This is a genomic window from Steroidobacter sp. (genome assembly GCF_036406195.1).
GTDB lineage: Bacteria > Pseudomonadota > Gammaproteobacteria > Steroidobacterales > Steroidobacteraceae > Steroidobacter.
Window position 1 is genome coordinate 156316 of record NZ_DASWVW010000035.1, and the last position, 22216, is coordinate 178531.

General features: G+C 63.7%; 20 protein-coding genes. 14 read left to right on the plus strand and 6 right to left on the minus strand.

Annotation, left to right across the window (positions count from 1 at the left end):
- Nucleotides 1-9: 9 nt before the first annotated feature.
- Nucleotides 10-2151 carry a putative bifunctional diguanylate cyclase/phosphodiesterase gene (locus VGE08_RS17105; RefSeq protein ID WP_414717506.1) on the minus strand — a complete coding sequence of 714 codons (2142 nt, stop codon included), beginning with the start codon at nucleotides 2149-2151 and terminating at the stop codon, nucleotides 10-12.
- A 303-nt stretch (nucleotides 2152-2454) separates the two neighbouring features.
- On the opposite strand from VGE08_RS17105, the gene rpsF reads away from it, so the two are divergent.
- The 6 genes from rpsF (at nucleotide 2455) to alr (ending at nucleotide 7280) form a co-directional block, all read left to right on the plus strand.
- Complete coding sequence (gene rpsF, locus VGE08_RS17110) at nucleotides 2455-2835, plus strand: 30S ribosomal protein S6 (protein WP_331069127.1); 381 nt, start codon at nucleotides 2455-2457, stop codon at nucleotides 2833-2835.
- Between the two features lie 33 nt (nucleotides 2836-2868).
- Complete coding sequence (gene rpsR / locus VGE08_RS17115) at nucleotides 2869-3093, plus strand: 30S ribosomal protein S18 (protein ID WP_331069128.1); 225 nt, start codon at nucleotides 2869-2871, stop codon at nucleotides 3091-3093.
- Nucleotides 3094-3144: 51 nt separating this feature from the next.
- A complete protein-coding gene (locus tag VGE08_RS17120; protein WP_331069129.1) occupies nucleotides 3145-4044 on the plus strand; it encodes a hypothetical protein in 900 nt (299 codons plus the stop codon).
- Nucleotides 4045-4074: 30 nt separating this feature from the next.
- Nucleotides 4075-4524, plus strand: coding sequence for a 50S ribosomal protein L9 (rplI, locus tag VGE08_RS17125; RefSeq protein ID WP_331069130.1), 450 nt, complete (start codon nucleotides 4075-4077; stop codon nucleotides 4522-4524).
- Nucleotides 4525-4541: 17 nt separating this feature from the next.
- On the plus strand, nucleotides 4542-5960 hold the full coding sequence (dnaB, locus tag VGE08_RS17130; protein WP_331069131.1) for a replicative DNA helicase: 1419 nt from the start codon (nucleotides 4542-4544) through the stop codon (nucleotides 5958-5960).
- Between the two features lie 159 nt (nucleotides 5961-6119).
- The gene (gene alr / locus VGE08_RS17135; RefSeq protein ID WP_331069132.1) at nucleotides 6120-7280 is read left to right on the plus strand and encodes an alanine racemase; all 1161 of its coding nucleotides are present in this window, start codon (nucleotides 6120-6122) and stop codon (nucleotides 7278-7280) included.
- 118 nt (nucleotides 7281-7398) lie between these two features.
- On the opposite strand, the gene VGE08_RS17140 is transcribed toward alr, so the two are convergent.
- The 3 genes from VGE08_RS17140 to VGE08_RS17150 all read right to left on the minus strand — a co-directional run bounded on the left by VGE08_RS17140 (nucleotide 7399) and on the right by VGE08_RS17150 (nucleotide 11757).
- Nucleotides 7399-8184, minus strand: a complete 786-nt coding sequence (locus tag VGE08_RS17140) for an FHA domain-containing protein (RefSeq protein WP_331069133.1) — start codon at nucleotides 8182-8184, stop codon at nucleotides 7399-7401.
- A gap of 40 nt (nucleotides 8185-8224) precedes the next feature.
- Nucleotides 8225-9043: a Stp1/IreP family PP2C-type Ser/Thr phosphatase gene (locus tag VGE08_RS17145; RefSeq protein WP_331069134.1), complete on the minus strand. Its 819-nt coding sequence runs from the start codon at nucleotides 9041-9043 to the stop codon at nucleotides 8225-8227.
- A gap of 62 nt (nucleotides 9044-9105) precedes the next feature.
- Nucleotides 9106-11757 carry a serine/threonine-protein kinase gene (locus VGE08_RS17150; RefSeq protein WP_331069135.1) on the minus strand — a complete coding sequence of 884 codons (2652 nt, stop codon included), beginning with the start codon at nucleotides 11755-11757 and terminating at the stop codon, nucleotides 9106-9108.
- 222 nt (nucleotides 11758-11979) lie between these two features.
- On the opposite strand from VGE08_RS17150, the gene radA reads away from it, so the two are divergent.
- Nucleotides 11980-13341 (plus strand): DNA repair protein RadA, encoded by a 1362-nt coding sequence (gene radA, locus VGE08_RS17155; protein ID WP_331069136.1) that lies wholly within the window; start codon nucleotides 11980-11982, stop codon nucleotides 13339-13341.
- On the opposite strand, the gene VGE08_RS17160 is transcribed toward radA, so the two are convergent.
- Together VGE08_RS17160 and VGE08_RS17165 are read right to left on the minus strand one after the other, a co-directional pair.
- Nucleotides 13324-14184, minus strand: a complete 861-nt coding sequence (locus tag VGE08_RS17160) for a transporter associated domain-containing protein (RefSeq protein ID WP_331069137.1) — start codon at nucleotides 14182-14184, stop codon at nucleotides 13324-13326. The two genes, radA and VGE08_RS17160, sit on opposite strands and share 18 nt — an antisense overlap.
- 58 nt (nucleotides 14185-14242) lie before the next feature.
- A complete protein-coding gene (locus tag VGE08_RS17165) occupies nucleotides 14243-15052 on the minus strand; it encodes a cytochrome C assembly family protein (RefSeq protein ID WP_331069138.1) in 810 nt (269 codons plus the stop codon).
- A 174-nt stretch (nucleotides 15053-15226) separates the two neighbouring features.
- On the opposite strand from VGE08_RS17165, the gene ffh reads away from it, so the two are divergent.
- From ffh to sppA, 7 genes are all read left to right on the plus strand, one after another.
- Nucleotides 15227-16585 carry a signal recognition particle protein gene (ffh, locus tag VGE08_RS17170; RefSeq protein ID WP_331069139.1) on the plus strand — a complete coding sequence of 453 codons (1359 nt, stop codon included), beginning with the start codon at nucleotides 15227-15229 and terminating at the stop codon, nucleotides 16583-16585.
- A gap of 483 nt (nucleotides 16586-17068) precedes the next feature.
- Complete coding sequence (gene rpsP, locus VGE08_RS17175; protein WP_331069140.1) at nucleotides 17069-17329, plus strand: 30S ribosomal protein S16; 261 nt, start codon at nucleotides 17069-17071, stop codon at nucleotides 17327-17329.
- Between the two features lie 49 nt (nucleotides 17330-17378).
- Complete coding sequence (gene rimM, locus VGE08_RS17180; protein WP_331069141.1) at nucleotides 17379-17939, plus strand: ribosome maturation factor RimM; 561 nt, start codon at nucleotides 17379-17381, stop codon at nucleotides 17937-17939.
- A 13-nt stretch (nucleotides 17940-17952) separates the two neighbouring features.
- Nucleotides 17953-18711: a tRNA (guanosine(37)-N1)-methyltransferase TrmD gene (gene trmD / locus VGE08_RS17185; protein WP_331069142.1), complete on the plus strand. Its 759-nt coding sequence runs from the start codon at nucleotides 17953-17955 to the stop codon at nucleotides 18709-18711.
- Between the two features lie 16 nt (nucleotides 18712-18727).
- Nucleotides 18728-19069, plus strand: a complete 342-nt coding sequence (rplS, locus tag VGE08_RS17190; protein WP_331069143.1) for a 50S ribosomal protein L19 — start codon at nucleotides 18728-18730, stop codon at nucleotides 19067-19069.
- Nucleotides 19070-19197: 128 nt separating this feature from the next.
- Nucleotides 19198-20310, plus strand: a complete 1113-nt coding sequence (locus VGE08_RS17195; RefSeq protein WP_331069144.1) for a sorbosone dehydrogenase family protein — start codon at nucleotides 19198-19200, stop codon at nucleotides 20308-20310.
- A 21-nt stretch (nucleotides 20311-20331) separates the two neighbouring features.
- Nucleotides 20332-22167, plus strand: a complete 1836-nt coding sequence (sppA, locus tag VGE08_RS17200; protein ID WP_331069145.1) for a signal peptide peptidase SppA — start codon at nucleotides 20332-20334, stop codon at nucleotides 22165-22167.
- Nucleotides 22168-22216: the final 49 nt, after the last annotated feature.

Consider the following 22216-nt stretch of genomic DNA (forward strand, 5'->3'; position numbering starts at 1 on the left):
AGACCGGGATCATGAGGCGGCCGTGCGCCGCTTTCGCGGTACATAAAGCCGGCTCATGGTGGCGAGCGGATCGAATTTGCCGCCGTTGTGGGCGCGAATCATTTCGGCGAATTCATCCGCGCTCATCGCCGGGCTGCAGAAGAAGCCTTGATACTGATCGCAGCCCAGATCGCGCAGCAGCTGCAGTTGCTGCTCGGTCTCCACGCCTTCGGCGATGACTTTCAAACGCAGGCTGTGCGCCAGCGAGATGATGGCGTGCACGATGGCCGCGTCTTCGGGGTTCGCCACCACGTCCTTGATGAAGCTGCGATCGATCTTCAGCTTATCGAGCGGGAAGCGGCGCAGATAGCTGAGGCTGGAGTAGCCGGTGCCGAAGTCGTCGATGGAAATGTGCACGCCGATGCGGCTGAGACGCTCCAGGATCGCGGCGGAGGAAGCGGCGTTGTGCATGACCGCGCTTTCCGTCAGCTCGATCTCCAGATAGGTCGGTTCGAGATCGGCGTCCGCCAGCGCCGACTGCACGATGTCGACCAGATTCTTCTGCCTGAACTGCAGCGCCGACATGTTGACGGCGACCCGCACCGGCGCCAGGCCCTGCAGTTGCCATTCGCGCGCCTGGCGGCAGGCCTGGCGTAATACCCATTCGCCGATTTGCAGAATCAGTCCCGTTTCTTCCGCGAGCGGAATGAAGTCGCCCGGCGGCACCAGGCCTCGCTTCGGATGACGCCAGCGGATCAGCGCCTCGGTACTGCTGATGTGGCCGCTGGTCACGTGTACCTTCGGCTGGTAGTGCAGTTCGAGCTCGCCCTTGACCAGCGCCCGCCGCAAGCCGTTCTCCAGCTCCACGCGTTCCTGCGCGAACTCATGCATGGAAGGCGCGAAGAACGTATAGGTGTTGCCGCCGACTTTTTTCGAGTGATACATCGCCGCGTCGGCGTGTTTTATCAGGTCGCTCGCGCGAGCGCCGTCCTGCGGATATACGCTGATGCCGATGCTCGGCGACGTGTGGATGTCGACGTCGAGAATGTGGAACGACCTGGCGAAACTTTCGAGCAGCCGCTGCGCGAGCTGTTCGGCGTCGCTCTCGCCCTCGATCTCATCGGCGATCAGCACAAACTCATCGCCGCCGGTGCGGGCAAGCGTATCGCTCTTGCGCAGCATGCCGCGCAGGCGATTGGCCGCTTCTTTCAGCAATTCATCGCCGCCATGATGGCCGAGCGAGTCGTTGATCATCTTGAAACGATCCAGATCGAGCACCAGCACGGCGATGCGGCCGCCATGCCGCTCGGCATAGGAAATCGCCTGTGACAGGCGATCATCGAACAGCAAACGATTGGGCAGCTCGGTGAGCGAGTCATGCGTCGCCAGGTGTTGCAGGCGGGCGTTGGCACTTTCGAGTGCCGTTGCATGCTGGCGTGAGCGCGATTCGAGGTGCGAGTCGTAGAGCAGCAGGATCATCGTTATCAGCAGCCCGCCGAGCGAAAAGCCTGCGATTATCAATGCAAGCCACGTGCTGTTGGCTGAAGTAGCGCCGACACAGTAGGAGTCCGGTGCGAACTGCGACGCGAACATGCCCGTGTAGTGCATGCCGCAGATCGCAGCACCCATCACCAGCGAGGCCAGGGTTCGTTGCACCAGAATGCGCCACGAAGCGCCGCCGCGTAGCTGGAAAAACAGCCAGAGCGCGACGAACGACGCCAGGATGGCGATGACGATCGAGGCGATCAGCAGCTTGGGCTCGTAAGTGATCAGCGGCACGATGCGAATCGCGCCCATGCCCGAGTAATGCATCGCTGCGATACCCAGGCCCATGACGACCGCGCTGCCGGCGAGCCGCACCAGGCTGGCCCGCCGACGAGTGACGATGACGAGCGCGAAGCCGGACACCAGCACGGCGATCAGCAGCGAGATCAGGGTCTTCGGAATGTCGTAGGCGAGCGGGATGGGCAACGAGAAGGCCAGCATGCCGATGAAGTGCATCGACCAGATGCCCACGCCCATGGCGACCGCACCACCGGCCAGCCACATGCCCACGTAGCGGCGCTGGGCAGTCGCCACACGCGAGGCCAGGTTCAGGGCCGTGTACGAAACGCAGACCGCCACCACGAACGATAGCGTCACGAGCCAGGCGTTGAAGGAGCCGTTCACTATGTAAAGTCCTGCACCGAAGGGCGCACAGGTTGTAGCGGCGGCTCACCCCGCGTCTTGATGCAGTCCAGCATCGAATCAGCGTCGTACCGGCAAGGCAGCTAGGGAAATGTCTTAGCCGTGCTGGGGCCAAGCGGGCGATCGAGCCTGAAAATCGAGCCGCGCACGCCAATTGCGTTGCCGCGAGCGCTTGGCTAGAATCCGCGGCCCTGTTGCGCCCGGGGCCTGGCTCCGCGCGGGCAGTTTCCTTCAACTCCTTGTCGCACCGGACTCTCGACCCGGGCGGCATACCCATGAGGAGCAGCAATGCGACACTACGAGATCGTTTTCCTGGTGCACCCTGACCAGAGTGAACAGGTTCCGGCCATGCTGGAACGCTACAAGAGCATGATCGCGGCCGGCAACGGCACCGTGCATCGCCTGGAGGACTGGGGCCGTCGGCAGCTGACGTTCCCGATCGCCAAGGTCCACAAAGCCCATTACGTGCTGATGAACATCGAGGTCGACGGCAAGACGCTGGCCGAGCTCACTGGCGCGTTCCGCTTCAGCGATGCCGTGCTCCGCCACCTGGTCATCAAGATGGACAAGGCCGTCACCGAGCCCTCGCCGATGGCGAAGGGCGACGAGGAACGCGACGAGCGCTTCTCGCGTGACGACGAGGAAGAAGGCGCGTCCGCCTCGACCTGAAGCCCACCATCCGTTCACTTTGAGGGTTAACCCATGTCCCGCTTTTTCCGCCGTCGCAAGTTCTGCCGCTTCACCGCCGAAGGCATCGAGCAGATCGACTACAAGGATCTCGGTATCCTGAAGAGCTACATCACCGAGACCGGTAAGATCGTCCCGAGCCGCATCACCGGCACCAAGTCGCACTATCAGCGTCAGCTGGCGACCGCCGTGAAGCGCGCTCGCTTCCTGGCGCTGTTGCCGTACACCGACCAGCACTAAAGAGCTCTCGTTCCACGCCCACGCCCCGAACGGCGGGGCGGGGGCACGTTCATGCACCGTGCAATCGCCGACTGGCTGACAGGTCATCCTTGGCGCGCCGCCTTCGCGAGCGCCATCAGCGGAGCGCTTTCGCCGCAGATGCCGCTGCCCTTCCTGGTGTTGGCCGGTGCGATTGCCGTCCTGGTGGCGCTGCGCTTCGATCTGCGCTACGCCATCGCCATGGCGGTGGCCGCCGGCACCGCGGCCGGCTGGGTGGTGCTGTCGGTGGCGGGATTCAGTGCCTGGCTGGTGTTTGCCGTCGGGCTGCTGTATTTCGGACCTGTGCTGTTGGGCAGGCTGCTGCGGTGGAGTCGCTCGCTGAACCTGGTGTACCAGGTGGCGTTGCTGGGTCACGCGGTGCTGCTGCTCGTGCTGTTCGCGGTGCTGCCCGATCCGGTCGGCATGTGGCGCGAACAGATCGAGCTGGTATGGACGTCGATGACCAACGCCGGCCTGCGACTCGAAGGCGACCGCGACCTGATCATCGCGGCGTGGTCCCGGACCATGTGGGGCGCGCTGGCTGCGTTGTCGCTGGCGACGATTTTCGGGGCGGTGCTGCTGGGCCGGTGGTGGCAGTCGCTGCTGGATGCTCCGGGCTCGTTCGGCTCCGAATACCGGCAATTGCGCCTGGGGCGCACGCTGGGCGTTGCGACCACGGCCCTGTTCATCGCGGCCATGCTGACCGACTCGGCCCTGCTGGCATCGCTGGCGTGGGTCGCCTTCGCGGCGCTGGCTTTTCAAGGACTGGCAGCCGCTCATCGTAGCAAGGCGGTGGGGCGGTTGGATCGGGGCTGGTTGGTGGCAATATATGTATTGCTGATCGTGTTGCCGGTCACCTCGATCGTAATATTCATGCTTGCGCTATGGGGCTTCGCGGACAACTGGCTGCGGCCGCGCACGCAGAGCGTTTAACTGAGGCCTCTTGATAGTGAGGAAAGGTTCATGGAAATCATTCTGATACAGAAGGTTGCCAACCTCGGCAACATCGGTGACAAGGTCAAGGTGAAGTCCGGCTATGGCCGCAACTACCTGCTGCCGCAGGGCAAGGCCACCCTGGCCACGCCCGAGAACGTCGCCAAGTTCGAGGCGCGCCGCGCCGAGTTCGAGAAGGCGGCGAAGGAAGAGTTGGCCAGCGCCCAGGCGCGCGCCGCGAAGCTCGAAGGCTTCAAGCTGACGCTCACGGCCAAGGCCGGCGGCGAAGGCAAGCTGTTCGGCTCGGTCGGCAACAGCGACATCGTCGAGGCCCTGCGCAAGGCGGGTCACACGGTCGAGCGCGCCGAAGTGCGCATGCCGAATGGCCCGATCCGCCAGGCGGGTGAGCACGTCGTGCAGCTGCATCTGCACACCGACGTCAACGTCGATCTGCCGGTTGTCATCGTCGGCGAAGAATAATCTTCGCCGCGCCACCGATGGCCGAAGCCGACAACAAGGTTTCGTTCGCGGGCGCGCGGCGCGCCCGCGATAGAGCGGTGGATGATATTCGAGTCCCGCCTCACAACATCGAGGCGGAGCAGGCCGTGCTCGGCGGCCTGATGCTGGACAACCGCGTCTGGGACAACATCGCCGACCGCATCGTCGCCGAAGATTTCTATCGCCGCGATCACCAGATCATCTTCGAAGCCATCTCCGAGCGCGGCGCGCTCGGCGAGCCTTCCGATGCAGTCACGCTGTCCGAGTGGCTGGAGCGTAAAGGCCTGTTGGCCGAAGTCGGCGGCCTTGCCTATCTGGCGCAGCTGGTTCGTGACACGCCCAGCGCCGCCAACGTTCGTGCCTATGCCGATGCGGTTCGCGAGCGCTCCACGCTGCGGCAGCTGATCTCGGTCGGTGGTGAAATCGCCAACGGCGCTTACGATCCTCAAGGCCGCAACGCTGCCGAAATTCTCGACGAAGCCGAACGGCGCGTATTCGAGATCGCCGAGAGCCGTAACAAGACCGGCTCGGGCTTCGTGCCGTTGCGCAACGAAGTCGGCAAGGTCATCGACCTGATCGATACGCTGGCGCAGAACCCGGGCGCCATCACCGGCTTGTCCACCGGCTTCAAGAAGCTCGATGAAATGACCGCCGGCCTGCAGAAAGGCGATCTGATCATCGTCGCGGCCCGTCCTTCGATGGGCAAGACCACCTTCAGTCTCAACATGGCCGAGAACGCCGCCTTCGGCCCCAAACAGGCCAAGGTCGGCGTGTTCAGCATGGAAATGGGCCGCGAGCAGCTGGCGTTCCGCATGGTCTCTTCGTTGGGGCGCGTCGATCAGACCAAGCTGCGCACCGGCCAGCTCGATGACGACGACTGGTCGCGAGTGCAAATGGCCATCTCCATGATGAAGTCATCGAACATCTACATCGATGACACGCCGGCGTTGTCTCCTACCGAAGTGCGCGCTCGTGCGCGGCGTTTGAAGCGCGAGCACGGGCTGGATCTGATCGTGGTCGACTACCTGCAGCTCATGCAGGTGCCCGGCAACAAGGAAAACCGCACCGCCGAGATCTCCGAGATTTCGCGCTCACTGAAGGCGCTCGCGAAAGAATTGTCGGTGCCGGTAATCGCGCTGTCGCAGCTCAATCGCGCGGTGGAGCAACGTACCGACAAGAGGCCGGTGAGCTCGGACCTGCGCGAGTCGGGCGCCATCGAGCAGGACGCGGACGTCATCATGATGATCTACCGCGAAGAAGTTTATAACCCGGAGACGCCGCGCAAGGGCATCGCGGACATCATCATCACCAAACAGCGTAATGGCCCGACAGGCGACATCGAGCTGACCTTCCTCGGCAAGTTCACGAAGTTCGAGAACTACGTGCCCGAGATGGCTTACGGAGATGGACCTTTTTGATGACAGCGACTCGGGCATCCTGCCACTCGCGCTGTGGGCGTAGAGAGGAAAAGGCGCGACTTTTCCTCCTGCGCTCGCCGCCTGCGGCAGCGGGCACATCCCTGTGCCTGGGGCGGCTCGAGTTAGGTTCCATTGGGCGGGACTGTCTGTAGCCGGGTCATGAGCTTTCCCGTTGCGACCATCGATGCGTCGGCACTGCGTGCCAACCTGGCTGTGGTGCGGCGGATGGCGCCTCGTTCCCGCGTCATTGCTGTCGTCAAAGCGAATGGTTACGGCCATGGGATGGTCCGCGTCGCTCGTGCGCTCGCGGATGCTGACGGCCTGGGTGTCGCTCGTTTGGCCGAGGCTGTCGCCCTTCGTGAGGCTGGCGTCACTCAGCGCATCCTGCTGTTGGAAGGTGTGTTTGGCGCCGAGCAGTTCGCAATCGCCGCCAAGGAACAATGCGAGATCGTCGTGCACTCGCCCGAGCAGCTCGACGTGTTGGAGCAATTCGCCGGCTCGCATCGTTTCGTGGTCTGGTTGAAGCTCAACAGCGGAATGAACCGGCTCGGCTTTCGCGCCGGCGACTTCGCTGCGGCTCATGCACGATTGCAGCGTTGCTCTGCAGTGAGTTTGATTCGAGTGATGACGCACTTGTCGTCGTCGGAAGAGCGCGCTGATGTTCCTCCAGTCGGCGCTTCCAAAGCGGTGTTGTCTTCCAACGCACGGGGCGGCGACAACTCATTGCCTGTGGGCAGTCGCGGCGATGCTACGGCCGATCAATTGCGCCTGTTCGATGAAGCAGTTGCGCCGCTCGGTTTGGAGCGCAGCGTCGCAAATTCCGCGGCCGTCATTGCCTGGCCCGAGTCGCATCAGGACTGGGTGAGGCCGGGGCTCATGCTCTATGGGATGTCGCCGATGCCGGGCAAAACCGCGGCCGATTTCGGACTGCGTCCGGCGATGACGTTGTCCACGCACTTGATTGCGGTTCAAGACATCGGCGTGGGCGAGGCTGTCGGTTACAACGGCATCTGGCGCGCGCAGCGGCCATCACGGATCGGCATCGCGGCCATCGGTTACGGCGACGGTTACCCTCGCGGCATGCGTGGCGGTGCGCCCGTGCTCGTGGCGGGCAAAGAGGCGACGATCGCCGGGCGGGTATCGATGGACATGATTGCCATTGATATCACCGATCTGCCTTCTGCGAAGACAGGAGACGAGGTTACCGTTTGGGGCGAGGGGCTGCCCGCCGAACGACTCGCGCCATACGCGGACACCACTTGTTATGAGTTGGTGTGTCGCGTGACTTCACGCGTGCCGCTGATCTGGAAGGGAGCTTGATCGGCTCCTTCGGAGCCGCTCCGCCCAGAAAAGAAAAGTTCCATTTTTCTTTTCTTTTTCGGAGCAAGACGAGCGCCCGATTGCTGCAAAAAACTGCGGCGGCGTCATGAGCTGACGCTCAGCTTTCGAAGAATCCCATCTTCACGCCCGCCAGCAGAATCACATCGTTGTCCACCAGCTTGCGAGCCTGCTCGCCGATGGCGGTGCCGTTGACGGACGGATAGTCTCCGGGTTTGCCGCTGTCGACGTGGACGATGAAATAACCGTCGGCGCGGCGGGTGATGGCGGCGACTTGGACGCCGGGGCGTCCGAGTGTGGTCAAAGCCTTGTTCAGCTCCAGCTCGCGGCCGGCGAACGCACCGCTCAGCACCTGCAACTTGGCCTTGGGCAGAGCGACGCCGGCGCTGTCGCCGGTGGCGCTCGCGCTGCCGGTGGGCGGCATGGGGCGAGTGAGCGGAGCAGAGGAAGTCGAAACGGGCGTCGGCGCGCCCGCAGCCTTCGGAGCAGGAGCAGGTGGCGCCACGGCCGAAGCTTTCTTTGCGGCGATCGCGGCCACGGCGGAGCCGGGCGTGATCACCATCGTCTTCTCGAATTCATCCGGCTCGCCATCGGTGCTCTGCGTATCGACGAAGCGCAGCTGATGGTGGCCGACGGTCACGACGTCGCCGTGCTGGAGCGCGTGCTTCTTGATCAGCTTGCCGTTGACGTAGGTGCCGTTGGTGCTATTCAGGTCTTCCAGGAAGGAGTCGTTCAGGATGTTGATCACCAGCGAGTGGTGACCGCTCACGGCCGGGTTGTCGATGCGAATATCATTGTCGGGGAGCCGGCCAACGGTGTACCGCTCCTTGTTCATGTTGTATTCGGCCAGGACCTGACCGTCCAGGCTGAGGATCAACCGTGCCATTTGCTCGTCCCCGCGAAGTGCCAGTGCGCGACCAGTAGACTCAACCAAACCAGCGCAAGATTCTGTCAACTACCCCTGTCCGCGCTGCGAACGAGTCCACAACTTGCGCAAGGATGATCGAGACGTTGTCGCGACCGCCGTTGTCGTTCGACAATTGAATCAATTGCTTAGCTACCGTTTCAAGGCTAGCACTAAAGGTGCTCATAGTTAAGTGAATGTCGTCGTCTTCGACCATGTCGGACAGCCCGTCCGAGCACAGACAGAAGAAGTCGCCCTTATCCACAGGCTGTTCATGGACCTCGACGTCGACGGTGGGCTCCACCCCCAGGGCTCGGGTCACATAGTTCTTGTTGGTGGCCCGCTGAGCTTCGGCCTGGGAATAGAAACCGCGGTCGACCAGCTCCTGCAATAGGGAGTGATCCATGGTCATCTGCTCGAGCCGATTGGCGCGCAGCCGGTACAGGCGCGAGTCGCCGACGTGGGCAATGGCCACGCGGTTGTCGAAGAACAGGCAGGCGACGATGGTGGTGCCCATGCCCTCGCACTGAGGCTGGGTCTTGGCGGTCTGGTAGATGATCTTGTTGGCGCGCGCGATGGAATCCCGCAGCACGATGCTGGGCCGGGCCATGCCGGTCTCCGGATCGGAGGTGGTCATGTCCTGGTGCTCGACCGCTTCCTTCACCAGGCTCATCACGGTCTTCACGGCGATGCCGCTGGCGACCTCGCCGGCGTTGTAGCCACCCATGCCATCGGCCAGCACGAACAGGCCGATGTCGGCGTCGACGCCGATCGTGTCCTCGTTGTGCTCACGCACGCGCCCGACATCGCTCAGGCCCACGGAGCGGATCTTGCCACGCACCTAACGGACCCTCCCTGGAACATACAACTTGGGAGCACACAGCTTACGAATCTTGCGCGGAGTCACGGTAGCAGCCACTCGTGCTCGGCCTGCTTGGCGTCCTGTTCCAGCGAGCCGGCCACGGCGCGCAGCGCCACGGCCATTTCGGCGCAGGTCACATAGCGGTCGTCCGCCGACTTGGACAGCGCGCGGTCGATGATGTCCTCGATCTCCGCTGGCAGGTCGGGGCGAATGGTGCGAATCGGGGCGTGCGGCTCCGTGGCGATCTTGTGCATCAGCCGCGGCATGGAGTCGGCGCGGAACGGCAGTTGACCACACAGCAGCTGATACAGGCTGACGCCCAGCGCGAATTGATCGGAGCGACCATCGAGCGTGCGGCCTTCCAGCTGTTCCGGTGACATGAATGAGGGTGTGCCCAGGACGATTCCGGTTTTGGTTCGGCTTGTATCGGTCAGGCGTGCGATTCCGAAGTCGGTGATTTTCAGTTCATCCGTTTCGGGATTGAACATTATATTAGCTGGTTTGATGTCGCGATGAACGACGTTCTGCCGGTGCGCATAGTGCAGCGCTTCGGCCACCCGGGCGACGAGCAGCATCACGGTTTTCGGCGGCAGCAACTGCTTCACGTCGGTGTGGGTGCTGAGATGATGGCCCCGCAGGTACTCCATGGCGATGTACGCAAGGCCATTGTCCTCGCCTGCATCGTAGACCGTGACAATGGCCGGATGGTTCAGCCGGCCCGCCATCTCCGCCTCGCGGAAGAAGCGCGCCCGCGCTTCGGCGAGATCCTCCTCCTCGAACTCTTCGGCGAGCGGAATGGCCTTGATCGCCACCACCCGGTTGATGTTCGGATCGCGCCCCAGATAGACGATGCCCATGGCGCCCTTGCCCAGCTCGCGCTCGATCTCGTAGCGGCCCAGCTTGCGCTTGGACGACGGACGGCCCGGCGGGGCCAGGTCGGGCAGATCGGGCACGGTTTCTTCGTGGTCTTTGATATCGAACGCCGGTTGCCGCGAGCGTATCGGCCGCGGTGGTTCGCGCTTCATCGGCGGAGCGGTAGGCGGTGGCGGTTCACGCGTTACCGATTCGCGGGTCGCGGGCGCGCGAGTGAGGGGTTCCTCGCGGACGCGCGCGCGCCGAGCCTTCAGCTCGCGATAGTTCGGATCGCGCGTCGCGATATAGGAGTACACGGCCGACGCCTTGGCCAACTGTGCCCGGCGCTCGAAATCCATTCCAAGGTTATACAGCGACTCCATCGTCGGTGCGTCCAGCGCGCAGCGTTGATAAGTCTCGAATGCTAGATCCAGTTGTCCCTGCTTGTGGAATGTCTGCGCCAGCGTGCGCAGGTTCGCGGCAGGGTCGCGCGCAGCTTCGGTTCTGATATTGGCGCGCCGGATCAGTTCGCTCAGCAGATATAACCCGTAACCCGCGGCCAGTGCCATACAGGGAAGCATGAGGTGCAGCACAGTCTGCGATGAGCGCAGCAGCATGACCTCTGTGCCGGCCAGCAGCACCGTGAACAAAAACGTGGTCATTCCGCCGATCGCCGCGCCCAGGGGAGGCAAGCCGAATGCGCAGAACAACAGCACCAGCACGATTGCCGACCATTCGATCACCGGCGCATAGGAGGGCCGAGCATACGATTGACTGGCGAGCGCGCTCGCCACGGCGCTGGCGATCGCCACCACCGGCGGCGTGACCTTGCTGACCGGGGTGGCCAGGGTTTCATCGGTCATGTCGCTGTTCATCAAGCCGATGAGCACCACCTTGCCGCGCAATTCGCCCTTGGGCACGCCGCCCGACAACACTTGCCAGTAGGGATATTGCTGAAATGCGTGCACGCCGCTGGCCGGGAAGTAACGCGGACGACTGTGCAAACTGGAATCCAGCGGCGTACGGCGAGTTCCCAGGGTCACTACATTGCTGGAATGAAACGCCATCTCGTTCGCGGCCACGCCGAGCGCGCGGCTCGAGATCACGGTAGCGAGCGATGGTACGAGGCCGCCACCGGCACGCACTGCCGACAGATTCGTGCGGACGATGCCATCCGAGTCGGTCTCTATATAGGTGTGACCGATGCCGCTGGCTTCGGCAAGAAACACCGGCGCGGGCAGCATGGAGATCTCGGCACCCGCGGCACGGCGTACCACCGAGGGATCGGCTGCGGGCGAGAAGCGCGCGGGAATCTGCGTGGTATCCGTCGCGGATTCGTTGAGGCGGATATGCACTGGCAGAACCACGTTGCCATGAGAGGCCATGGACTTGGCTAGATGCGCGTCGGGATCGCGACCCGTGGCGGATGCGCCCAGCAGCTTGCGCAGTTGGCGCGCCTGGTCGGAATTGCCGAGATTGCTGGATTCGAGCAGCGCGAGCGCAGCACGAACCTTCTCGCGCTCGCTCGTAAAACGCGCCGTATCGAAAGGGACCGTGAAGGCGACGACTCGCGCGCCTTCCGCTTTCAACTTGTCGATGAGGCTGGCGTGGACATCGCGCGGCCAGGGCCACTCGCCCAGCTGCGCCAGGCTGGCGTCATCGATGGCGACGATGGCCACCTCCCGCGATGGTGCCGCCGAGACGGCGCTCATCATCCGGTCGTACACGCCGCGCTCCAGCGGCAACTCACCCGGGGAGTAGATCCACTGGCCCACGGCTACCGCCAGGGCTGCTGCCAGCCCGCCGGGAAGCCAGGAGAAACGCGCCAGTTTTGCCGCCACGAATGGGTACCATGTCAAATTGCGGCGCGAGTATAGCGAAGGACGATAGGTTAAATTGCCGGTAGCGTCACACCCGCAATTGCCCCGTAGTCGGGCTTTGCCGGCCAGGAGCAAAGTCCGTGCCCCGGTGCTGCCGAACGGTTCACAGTCCTCTTAAAGTCGCCCGCTCGTGCGGGTATTCATCCACGGGCGCCGGGCAGGCGTTCCCCTAACGACGACAGCATGGCCAAAACCAAGGAAATCTTTGTCTGTGAGCAATGCGGCAACGAGAGTCTGCAGTGGCAGGGCATCTGTCCGTCCTGCGGATCTGCCGACACACTCAAGCGCATGACTATCGGCCGTGGCTCGCGCTCTGGCGCGGACCGTCGGCCGCTGACCGCTGGTAGTGAGCGACCGCGTCGGCTGGCGGAGGTGAGCGAGGCCAGCGATCCGCGCATCGCCACTGGTCTGGAAGAGCTCGATCGCGTGCTCGGCGGAGGCCTGGTGCTGGGTTCGGTGACCTTGCTTGGCGGCGATCCCGGCATCGGCAAGTCGACGATGCTGTTGCAGGCGGGCGATGCGCTCAGCCGCGCCACCGCGACGCTCTACGTCACCGGCGAAGAATCGTTGCAGCAGGTGAGCTTGCGCGCGCGCCGTCTCGGTGTGGTGAGCGATACCCTGCAACTCCTGGCGGAGACCAACGTCGAGAGCATCATCGGTCACGCGCAGCAATGCGGTGCGCGTGTGCTGGTCATCGACTCGATTCAGACCATGTTCGCGAACGACGTTGAATCTTCGCCGGGCTCCGCCTCGCAGGTGCGCGAATCGGCCGCGGCGCTGGTGCGCTTTGCCAAGTCATCAGGCGTGTCCGTGTTGATCATCGGCCATGTCACCAAGGAGGGAGTCATCGCGGGGCCGCGCATCCTCGAGCACATGGTCGACACCGTGCTCTACTTCGAAAGCGATGCCGGCAGCCGTTTCCGTCTGGTGCGTGCAGTGAAGAACCGCTTCGGGGCGGCGAACGAAGTCGGCGTGTTCGCAATGACCGAGCAGGGACTGCGCGAAGTGAAGAATCCGTCGGCGATCTTTCTGTCACAGCACCCGCAGCCCGTAGCGGGTAGCGCGGTGATGGTGGCGCGCGAAGGCAGTCGACCGATGCTGATCGAAGTGCAGTCGCTCACCGATGAAGCGCAGGGCATGAATCCGCGTCGCGTGGCGGTGGGACTGGAGGCGAATCGTCTGGCGCTGCTACTCGCCGTCTTGCATCGGCATGGTGGAGTGTCGACGGCGGGCCGCGATGTGTTTCTAAACGTCGTCGGCGGCGTGCGCATTTCCGAGACGGCCGCGGATCTGCCGGCCGTGCTGGCTTCGGTATCCAGTGTGCGCGATCGTCCGCTTGCGCCGCGACTGGTTTGCTTTGGCGAGCTCGGGCTTGCGGGTGAGGTGCGGCCTGTTCCTTACGGCGAGGAGCGTCTGCGCGAAGCCGCGAAGCACGGCTTCGAGCGCGCCATCGTTCCGGAAGCCAACAAGCCGCGACGCGAGATCGAGGGGTTGCAGGTCATCGGAGTGGAACGGCTGGACGAGGCGTTACGCAACGCCTTTTGACGCCGGCGCTTCTTGCTGGCCGATCGGCCGCACGCGCGCGGTCTTCACCGAATTCTCGGCGGTCTGGAGAATCTCCACCGACAGGTCGCCGAGTTTCAGGCCGGTGCCCGGCTGAGGAATGGTTTCGAGATATTCGAGAATCAAGCCATTCAACGTGCGGGGGCCGTCGGTGGGCAGATCCCAGCCCAGCGTGCGGTTCAGCACACGAATGCTGATTGCGCCGTTGATCACGTAACTGCCGTCGGGTTCGCGGTGAATGTCCTGGTGTAACGCCCCCGGCGCGCTGGTGAAGTCACCCACGATTTCTTCGAGGATGTCCTCCAGCGTCACCAAACCGCGAATGTCCCCATATTCGTCGACCACCAATGCGATGCGCCGGCGGTCTCGTTGGAAGTTCAGCAGCTGTGCGCTGAGCGTGGTGCCTTCGGGAACGAAATAACCTTCGCGTTCGCGAGCCAGCTCCAGCAATCGATCGCGCGTCAGGTCGCTGCGCGCCAATGCGTGTGCGACCTTCTTCATATGCAGGATGCCGATGATGTTGTCGAGATTGTTCTCGCACACCGGCAGGCGTGTATGCGGAGTCGTGCGCAGCGTATCGATGATGGTGTCCCAGTCGTCGCTGATATCGATGCTCGCGATCTCGTTGCGAGGAATCATGATGTCGTCGACCTTGATGGTGTCGAGGTCGAGCAACTTGTCGGTGAGGCGGCGGTGTGGACCTTCGCCGGACGATGGTGCGTGATCGCGGCGCTGCTCTCGAGCCGGCGCACGCGTGACCGCGCGGCCCACGAAGAATCCGACGAGCGCGGCAACGATCACCGCCAGCACCACCCACACGCTCATCTACTCGATCTCATACGACTCACGAAGGAGGAGAACACGGCGGCCGCCATCGACGCCATCAGCCCCAATGCCGCCCGAGAATGGTTTCGAGCACGATCTTGGAACCGAAATAGGCCAGGCCCAGCAGCGCGAAGCCGCTGAGCGTCCAGGTGCGCGCGACACGGCCGCGCCAGCCGAAACGCCAACGGCCGAACAACAACACTGCGAACACGACCCATGCGAGGCAGGACAGGACGGTCTTGTGGATGAGGTGCTGCGCGAACAGGTCGCGCACGAAGATGAATCCGCTGAACAGCGCGAGGGTGAGCACCGCGAAGCCCGCGCCGAGCGCCTGGAAGGTGGCCGATTCGAGCGCCTCCATCGAGGGCAGGAACATTAGTGTGCCGAGCGGGCGGCGATGGCGCAGACGACGGTCGAGCAGCGCCAGCGCGAGGGCCAATGCCACAGCGATGGTCAGCAGCGCATAAGCCAACGTCGAAAGCACGATGTGAACCGCGATCTCCCAGCTCGGCTGTTCGAGCGTGTAGCCGGCATTGCCTTCCACGGTGGTGGCGGCGACCGCGCCGGCGATGACCAGGAGAATTGAGCTGATGCCGGCGAACCGCGGCCGCATCGAGGTGGCCACGAGCGCGATCAGGCCGGTGGGCCAGCCGATCAGCGAGGCTGTTTCGGCGACCGTGAAGGCCAGCTCGGGCCTGGTGAATACGCTCTGCCAAAGCAGGACGGCATGCAGCGCCACTGAGATGGTGCCGAGCGCCAGGCCCGCGATACGGCGGCCGCGCGCGGCATTCTCGTCGGCGCGGTACACGCTCGAGGCAAGCCATGCGGCGCAAGCCAGGTAGCAGGCGAGAACGACGATGGACAGCACTGCGGTTGGGCGAACCAGGAATATGGATGACGCCGTTAGGATAGCGGATCGCGGTTAGCGGTTGGTGGTTAGTCCGGGAGCGGCGCTTGGACTGGATTTGCGGCCGACTGTAGCCATCATACCTATTGGTCTTACACTAACCCCCAACCGCTAACCGCCAATCGCTGCAAATTCATGTTCGACAAACTGACTGAACGCCTGCAAGGCGTCATGGAGAGCCTGCGCGGCCGCGGGCGGCTCACCGACGAGAACATTGCCGACACCCTGCGCCAGGTACGCATGGCGCTGCTCGAAGCCGACGTGGCCTTGCCCGTGGTGAAAGGCTTCATCGAGGCCATCCGCGCCAAGGTGGTGGGCCAGGAGTTCGACAAGAGCCTGACCCCCGGCCAGATGCTGATCAAGCTCATCCACGACGAGCTGATCGCGCTGATGGGCGCCGGCGTCCGGCCGCTGAACCTGCGCGCCCAGCCGCCGGTGGTCATCCTGCTGGCCGGCCTGCAGGGCGCGGGTAAGACCACCTCGGCCGGCAAGCTCGCCAAGTGGCTGAAGGAAAACGAGCGCAAGAAGGTGCTGCTGGCCAGTACCGACGTTTATCGGCCCGCCGCCATCCTGCAGCTGGAGCGGCTCGCGGCACAGCTCGACGTGGCGTTCTTCCCGTCCGATCCCAAGAAGTCCCCGGTCACCCTGGCGCAGGAAGCGTTGGCAGAGGCGAAGCGGTCGCTATTCGATGTTCTGATCATCGATACCGCCGGCCGATTGCACGTCGACGATGAAATGATGGCCGAGATCCGGGACATCAGCAGCGTGGTATCGCCCACGGAGACGCTGTTCGTCGTCGATAGCATGGCAGGTCAGGATGCCGTGAACGCGGCTCGGGCCTTCGGCGCGGCGCTCACCTTGACCGGTGTAGTGCTCACCAAGACCGACGGCGACGCCCGCGGTGGCGCCGCCCTGTCGGTCCGGCAGATCACGGGCGCCCCGATCCTGTTCATGGGCACGGGCGAGAAGACCGATGCTCTGGAGCCATTCCATGCTGAGAGAGTCGCCTCGCGCATCCTGGGCATGGGCGACGTCCTGTCGCTGGTCGAAAAAGTCACCCAGAACGTTGATCGCGAGCAGGCCGAGAAGCTGGCTCGCAAGCTCAAGAAGGGCAAGGACTTCGACCTGGAGGATCTGCACGACCAACTGCAGCAGGTCGAGAAGATGGGCGGCCTGAGCGCCCTGATGGACAAGCTGCCGGCGCAGCTGGCTGGCAAGGCGGCGCAGATGCCCCAAGGCAATGAAAAGGAGATCAAGCGCCAGCTGGCCATGATCCGCTCCATGACCCCGGGCGAGCGTCGCTACCCCAAGACCATCGATGCTTCCCGCAAGCGCCGGATCGCGGCGGGCTCGGGGGTGCATGTGTCGGAGATCAATAAGCTCCTGAAAAATCACATGCAGATGCAGAAGATGATGAAGACTTTCTCGAAGGGTGGGGGTCTGCGGAGGTTGATGAGTGCCTTCGGCGGCGGTGGCTTCCCGCGGCCTCATTAGGTCGTTGCTGCGTAAGGTTTTCTTTTACGCCGAAGAGCCCACCCCCTGACCCCGTCCCGTGCCCGGGAGGGGAACTAAATTTTTTGTAAATTTATTTTTTATCAAGAAGATGGACGTCGGGTGGCCCCCGCCACCCGGGCATCCGTCGCCTGTGGGATGGCAGGCAAGTGCAGGCGGCGATTGGTAAATCGCGACGGCGCAGGCAAAGCAACCTTCGCCTTCCGGGCCCGCCGCAGGCGAAAATTAAGCGAAAAATTAAAGAAGAAAGAATTCCCCCTCCCGGCACGGGAGGGGGCGCAGGGGGAGGGTTCTTGGGCCGGCCAGCACCCCAGCTCCAAAACCCAGGTGGCCCCAAAACCCCAGGCCCCAAGCCAACCGCAGCCCTTCCCCAACCCACCCGTTTTCAGTATAGTTCGCGCCCTTTTCCGGGAGCTCCGTGCCCGGACGCCCGGCTTTACCTATCGAATTCGAGGCTTTAGTAGCATGGTCACGATCCGGCTCACCCGCCGCGGGGCGAAGAAGTCGCCCTTCTATCACATCGTCGTCACGGACAGCCGGACGCGTCAGGGCGGCATGACCCTGGAGCAGGTCGGGTTCTTCAACCCGATTCCGACCGGCAAGCAGCGCCGCCTGGAGCTGAAGCTGGACCGCGTCGACTACTGGGTCGGTAAGGGTGCCAAGCCGTCCGAGCGCGTCGCCGAGCTGGTCAAGACGCATCGCAAGCAGCAGGCCGCCGCGGCTTAACGAGGCGTCCGCGCTGCCCGAGCGCGCGACGTGACTGCGGCAAGCGTGCATGAGCGACCAGGGCAGCGAGGTTGAGAAAGCCGGGCCTGCGAAAGAGCAGGGCGGCGACCGCTGGGTGGTGCTGGGCAAGATCGGCAGCCCGTTCGGCGTGCAGGGCTGGGTTCGGATCACCTCGTACACCGACCCGCCCGACAACATTCTGGACTACGACCGCTGGTACCTGAACCGGGCCGGGCAGTGGCAGCAGGTCGAAGTCGAAGACGGGCGGATGACCGCCAAGGGCGTGCAGGCCAAGCTCGCCGGCATCGAGACTCCGGAAGATGCGCGTTTGCAGACGGGCGTGGAGATCGGCGTCCCGCGCAGCCAGCTGCCGCCGACGGAGCCTGGAGAGTATTACTGGAGCGACCTGGAAGGGCTGGAAGCGCTGACCCCGGGCGGTGAAACGCTGGGCCGCGTGGATCACTTCCGCAGCACGCCGGGCGGCGACGTGGTGGTGATCCGAGGGGCGAAGGAGCACTGGATCCCCTTCGTCAAGGATCGCATCGTCAAGGTCGACCTGGATGCCGGACGCATCGTGTTCGACTGGGGCGTGGACTGGCTGGACGATTGAGGCCGGAAGAACAATGCGCATCGAAGTGGTGACGCTGTTTCCGGAGTTCGTGGCCGAAGCGGTTCGAGTGGGTGTGCTGGGCCGCGCCATCGAGCGGGGCACCGTGACGGTAAACGCCACGACCCCACGCGAATTCGCCACGGATGTGCACAAGACCGTCGACGACCGCCCCTATGGCGGCGGGCCGGGGATGGTGATGAAGATCGAGCCGGCGCGCACGTCGATACGAGCCGCGAAGGCGCGATTGCCGGCAGGCAGCCGCAGCGTATATCTCGCCGCCGATGGGGCGCCGCTGAGTCACGCGAAGGCGCAAGAGCTGGCGAAGCTGCCCGGCCTGCTGTTGCTGGCGGGGCGCTATGAAGGTGTCGACGAGCGGCTGATCGAGTCGGAAATCGACGAGAGCGTGTCCATCGGCGACTACGTGTTGTCGGGCGGCGAGTTGCCCGCGCTGGTGTTGATCGACGCCGTCGTCCGGTTGCTGCCGGGCGTGCTGGGCGACGAAGCATCGGCGCAGGAAGATTCGTTCGTCGCCGGACTGCTCGACTGGCCGCACTACACGCGGCCGGAAGTGTTCGAGGGGCGGGCGGTGCCCGCGGTGCTGGTCGGTGGCAATCACGCCGCGATCCGCCGCTGGCGCGAGAGCCAGGCGCTCGGGCGCACCTGGCTGCGGCGGCCGGACTTGATCGAGAAACTGGCGCTGACCGCCGAGCAGCAGCGCTTATTGCAAGAATTTTTGGCGGAGCGCGAGAACAAGTCGCCGCCGCCGGTTTGAAAGGATGGGTAGGACCATGAACATCATCGAAAAGCTCGAGAGCGAAGCCATCGGCCGCCAGATTCCGGATTTCTCGCCCGGCGACACCGTCGTGGTGCAGGTGAAGGTGAAAGAAGGCGACCGCGAGCGCACGCAGGCCTATGAAGGCGTCGTGATCGCCCGTCGCAATCGCGGCCTCAACTCCTCGTTCACCGTGCGCAAGGTTTCGCACGGCGAAGGCGTCGAGCGCGTGTTCCAGACCTACAGCCCGTCGATCGGTGACATCACCGTGAAGCGTCGCGGCAATGTGCGTCGCGCCAAGCTGTACTACCTGCGCGATCTGACCGGCAAGGCCGCGCGCATCGAAGAAAAGGTGTAAGAGGGAAGCGGTTGGCGGTTGGCGGTTGGTGGTTAGTGAAGAACTGACCTCGCCTCCGTCGACTAACCGCCAACCGCTAACCGCTGGTCTCCGCGGTGGTTACACTGTGTCTTCCCAGAGGAGACACCATGCCCATCTCGCTCCACCGCCTGCTGTTCAGCTTGCTGTCGCTGTTGTTGGCGACGGCCGCTGCTGCATCTCCGGCTACGGACAAGGTGCTGCAGAACGTTCGCCTGCCCGCCGGCTTTCAGCTCGAAGTTTTTGCCGATAATGTGCCGTCCGCGCGCTCCATGGCGTTGGGCGCGCAGGGCACTTTGTTTGTCGGCACGCGCGGCACGACTGTATACGCCGTCAGCGGTACGCCTGGTACCGGCCTGAAGCCAACGGTGCATGTGATTGCAAACAAACTGAACATGCCGAATGGCGTCGCCTTTCGCGACGGCGCCCTGTATGTCGCCGAGATCAATCGCATCCTTCGTTATGACGACATCGAGTCGTCATTGACCAACGTGCCGGCGCCGAAAGTCGTGCGCGATGACCTGCCGAAAGATCGCCATCACGGTTGGAAATACATTGCGTTCGGACCGGACGGCAAGCTGTATGTGCCGATCGGTGCGCCCTGCAATGTTTGTAACGAGCCGAAGTACGCCAGCCTCACCCGCATGAACGCCGACGGCTCGGGCCACGAAGTGTTCGCGCGCGGCATTCGCAATACGGTGGGTTTCACCTGGCATCCGGAAACCAAGGAACTCTGGTTCACCGACAATGGTCGTGACTACATGGGTGACGATCAGCCGCCATGCGAGTTGAACGTGGCGCCGCGCGCCGGGCTCGACTTCGGCTTTCCTTACTGCCACGGCCGCGACACCAAGGACCCCGAATACGGCAAGCTCGGCGATTGCGCTCGCATGACGCCGCCGGTGCAGACGTTGGGCGCACACGTCGCGCCGCTCGGAGTGAAGTTCTATACCGGCACGGCATTCCCGGAGAAATATCGCAACCAGGTGCTGATCGCCGAGCATGGCTCGTGGAACCGCCGCACCAAGAGCGGCTATCGACTGACGCTGGTGCGTCTGGATGGCCACGACGCGCAGGCGTACGAGCCTTTCATCACCGGCTTCCACCGCGGCGACGAAGTGTTCGGCCGTCCGGTCGACCTGCTGGTGCTCGATGATGGCTCGATGCTGATCTCCGACGACAGCGCCGGCGCGATCTACCGACTGACCTATTCCGCTACCTGACCACTGGCATACGGCTGCTCCATGAAAGCAATCGCTGGCATTCTCGGCTTCATCTGGCGCGGCCTCGATGGCGTGCGCAAAGTGCTGCACTTCATCCTGTTGCTCGGTCTGTTCCTGATCATCGGCGCGGCGTTGTCGCCGAGCATTCCCATCGTTCCTGCCAGAGGCGCGCTGGTGCTGGCGCCGCAGGGGGCGCTGGTGGAGCAACTTGCCGGTGATCCGTTCGAGCGCGCGATCGCCGAAGCGTATGGCACGAATCGTCCTGAAACGTTGCTGCGCGATCTGATCTTCGCCGTCGACGCGGCCGCAAAGGACAAGCGCATCGAGTTGATGGTGCTCGACCTGTCCAGCATGACCGGTGGCGGCATCGCCAAGCTGCAGGAGCTGGCGCAGGCGATTCAGCGCTTCCGGGCTGGCGGCAAGAAGGTGTATGCGTTCGGCGAAAGCTTCGACCAGTCGCAGTATTACCTGGCCGCGCATGCCGACGAGATCTATCTCGATCCGCACGGCCTGGTGCTCATCGAAGGCTTTGGTTATTACCGCACGTTCCTCAAGGGCATGATCGACAAGCTGGCGGTCGATGTGAACGTGTTCCGCGCCGGCAAGTTCAAGTCGTTCACGGATCAATTCAGCCGCAGCGACATGTCCGAGCAGGAAGAGCAGGAGAGCCTGGCCTGGCTCAACGCGCTGTGGGCTCAGTATCAAGCCGGCGTGACCAAGGCGCGAGGTCTCGACGAGGGCGCCATCGCTGCCTATTCCACTGAATACGCCGAGATCGCCAAGGCACATCGAGGCGACCTTGCGACCGCGGCACTCGAACGCAATCTGGTCACCGAGTTGAAGTCGCGGCGCGAGTTCGAGGAACAGATCAAGGAACTGGTCGGCGAAGACAAAGAGCATACATTCAAGCACGTGGCGCACTGGGACTACCTGGCCGCGGCGCGCTCCGGCGAGCGGCTGAAGATCGAAGGTGACCACATCGGCGTGGTGGTCGCGGCGGGCGAGATTCTCGACGGCCCGCAGCCCCCGGGCACTATCGGTTCGGATTCGACTTCACGCCTGCTGCGTGATGCGCTCCACGACGACGACGTCAAAGCGGTCGTGCTTCGCATCGACAGCCCGGGCGGCAGCATGCTCGCGTCCGAAGTCATTCGTCGCGAGATCGATGCACTGCGCGAAGCCGGCAAGCCCGTGATTGCCTCGATGAGCAGCACGGCGGCCTCGGGCGGTTATTACATCGCGATGGACGCCGACGAAATCTGGGCAAGCCCGGCCACCTTGACCGGCTCCATCGGCGTGTTTGCGGTGTTCCCGACCATCGAGCGCACGCTGGAGAAATTCGGCATCACCATCGACGGCGTGGGCACCACGCCGTTTGCCGGCTCGTTGCGGCTGGATCGCACTTTGAACGACGGCGCGAAGACCATCCTGCAAAACTCCATCGACCACGCGTATTCCGTGTTCGTCAACAACGTGGCGACGGCGCGCGAGAGATCGTTCGATGACATCGACGCGGTCGCGCAGGGCAGAGTGTGGGCTGGCGTGGATGCCGCCCAGCACGGCCTGGTCGACAAGCTGGGTTCATACAAAGACGCGCTGGACGCCGCCGCCGAGCGCGCCGGTCTCGGCAAGGACTACAAGGTCAATTACATCGAACCGCCGATGGGCTGGCGCCAGGCACTGGCCATGCGCGCTCAAATACTGGCCGCGCGCATCACTCGGGCGCTGGTCCCGGAACAGCAGTTGTTTGCTGACGCGCGCAGGATTCTGGCGCCGCTCGAGGCCGAGTTGTCGCGCCTGGCCCGCTTCAACGATCCGCAGAACGTTTATTACTACTGCCTGTGCTCGGCGCCGTGATGTAACCGCTGGCTCTGGCGGGCCCGCCCTCCGTGGCCCGCCAGAGAAT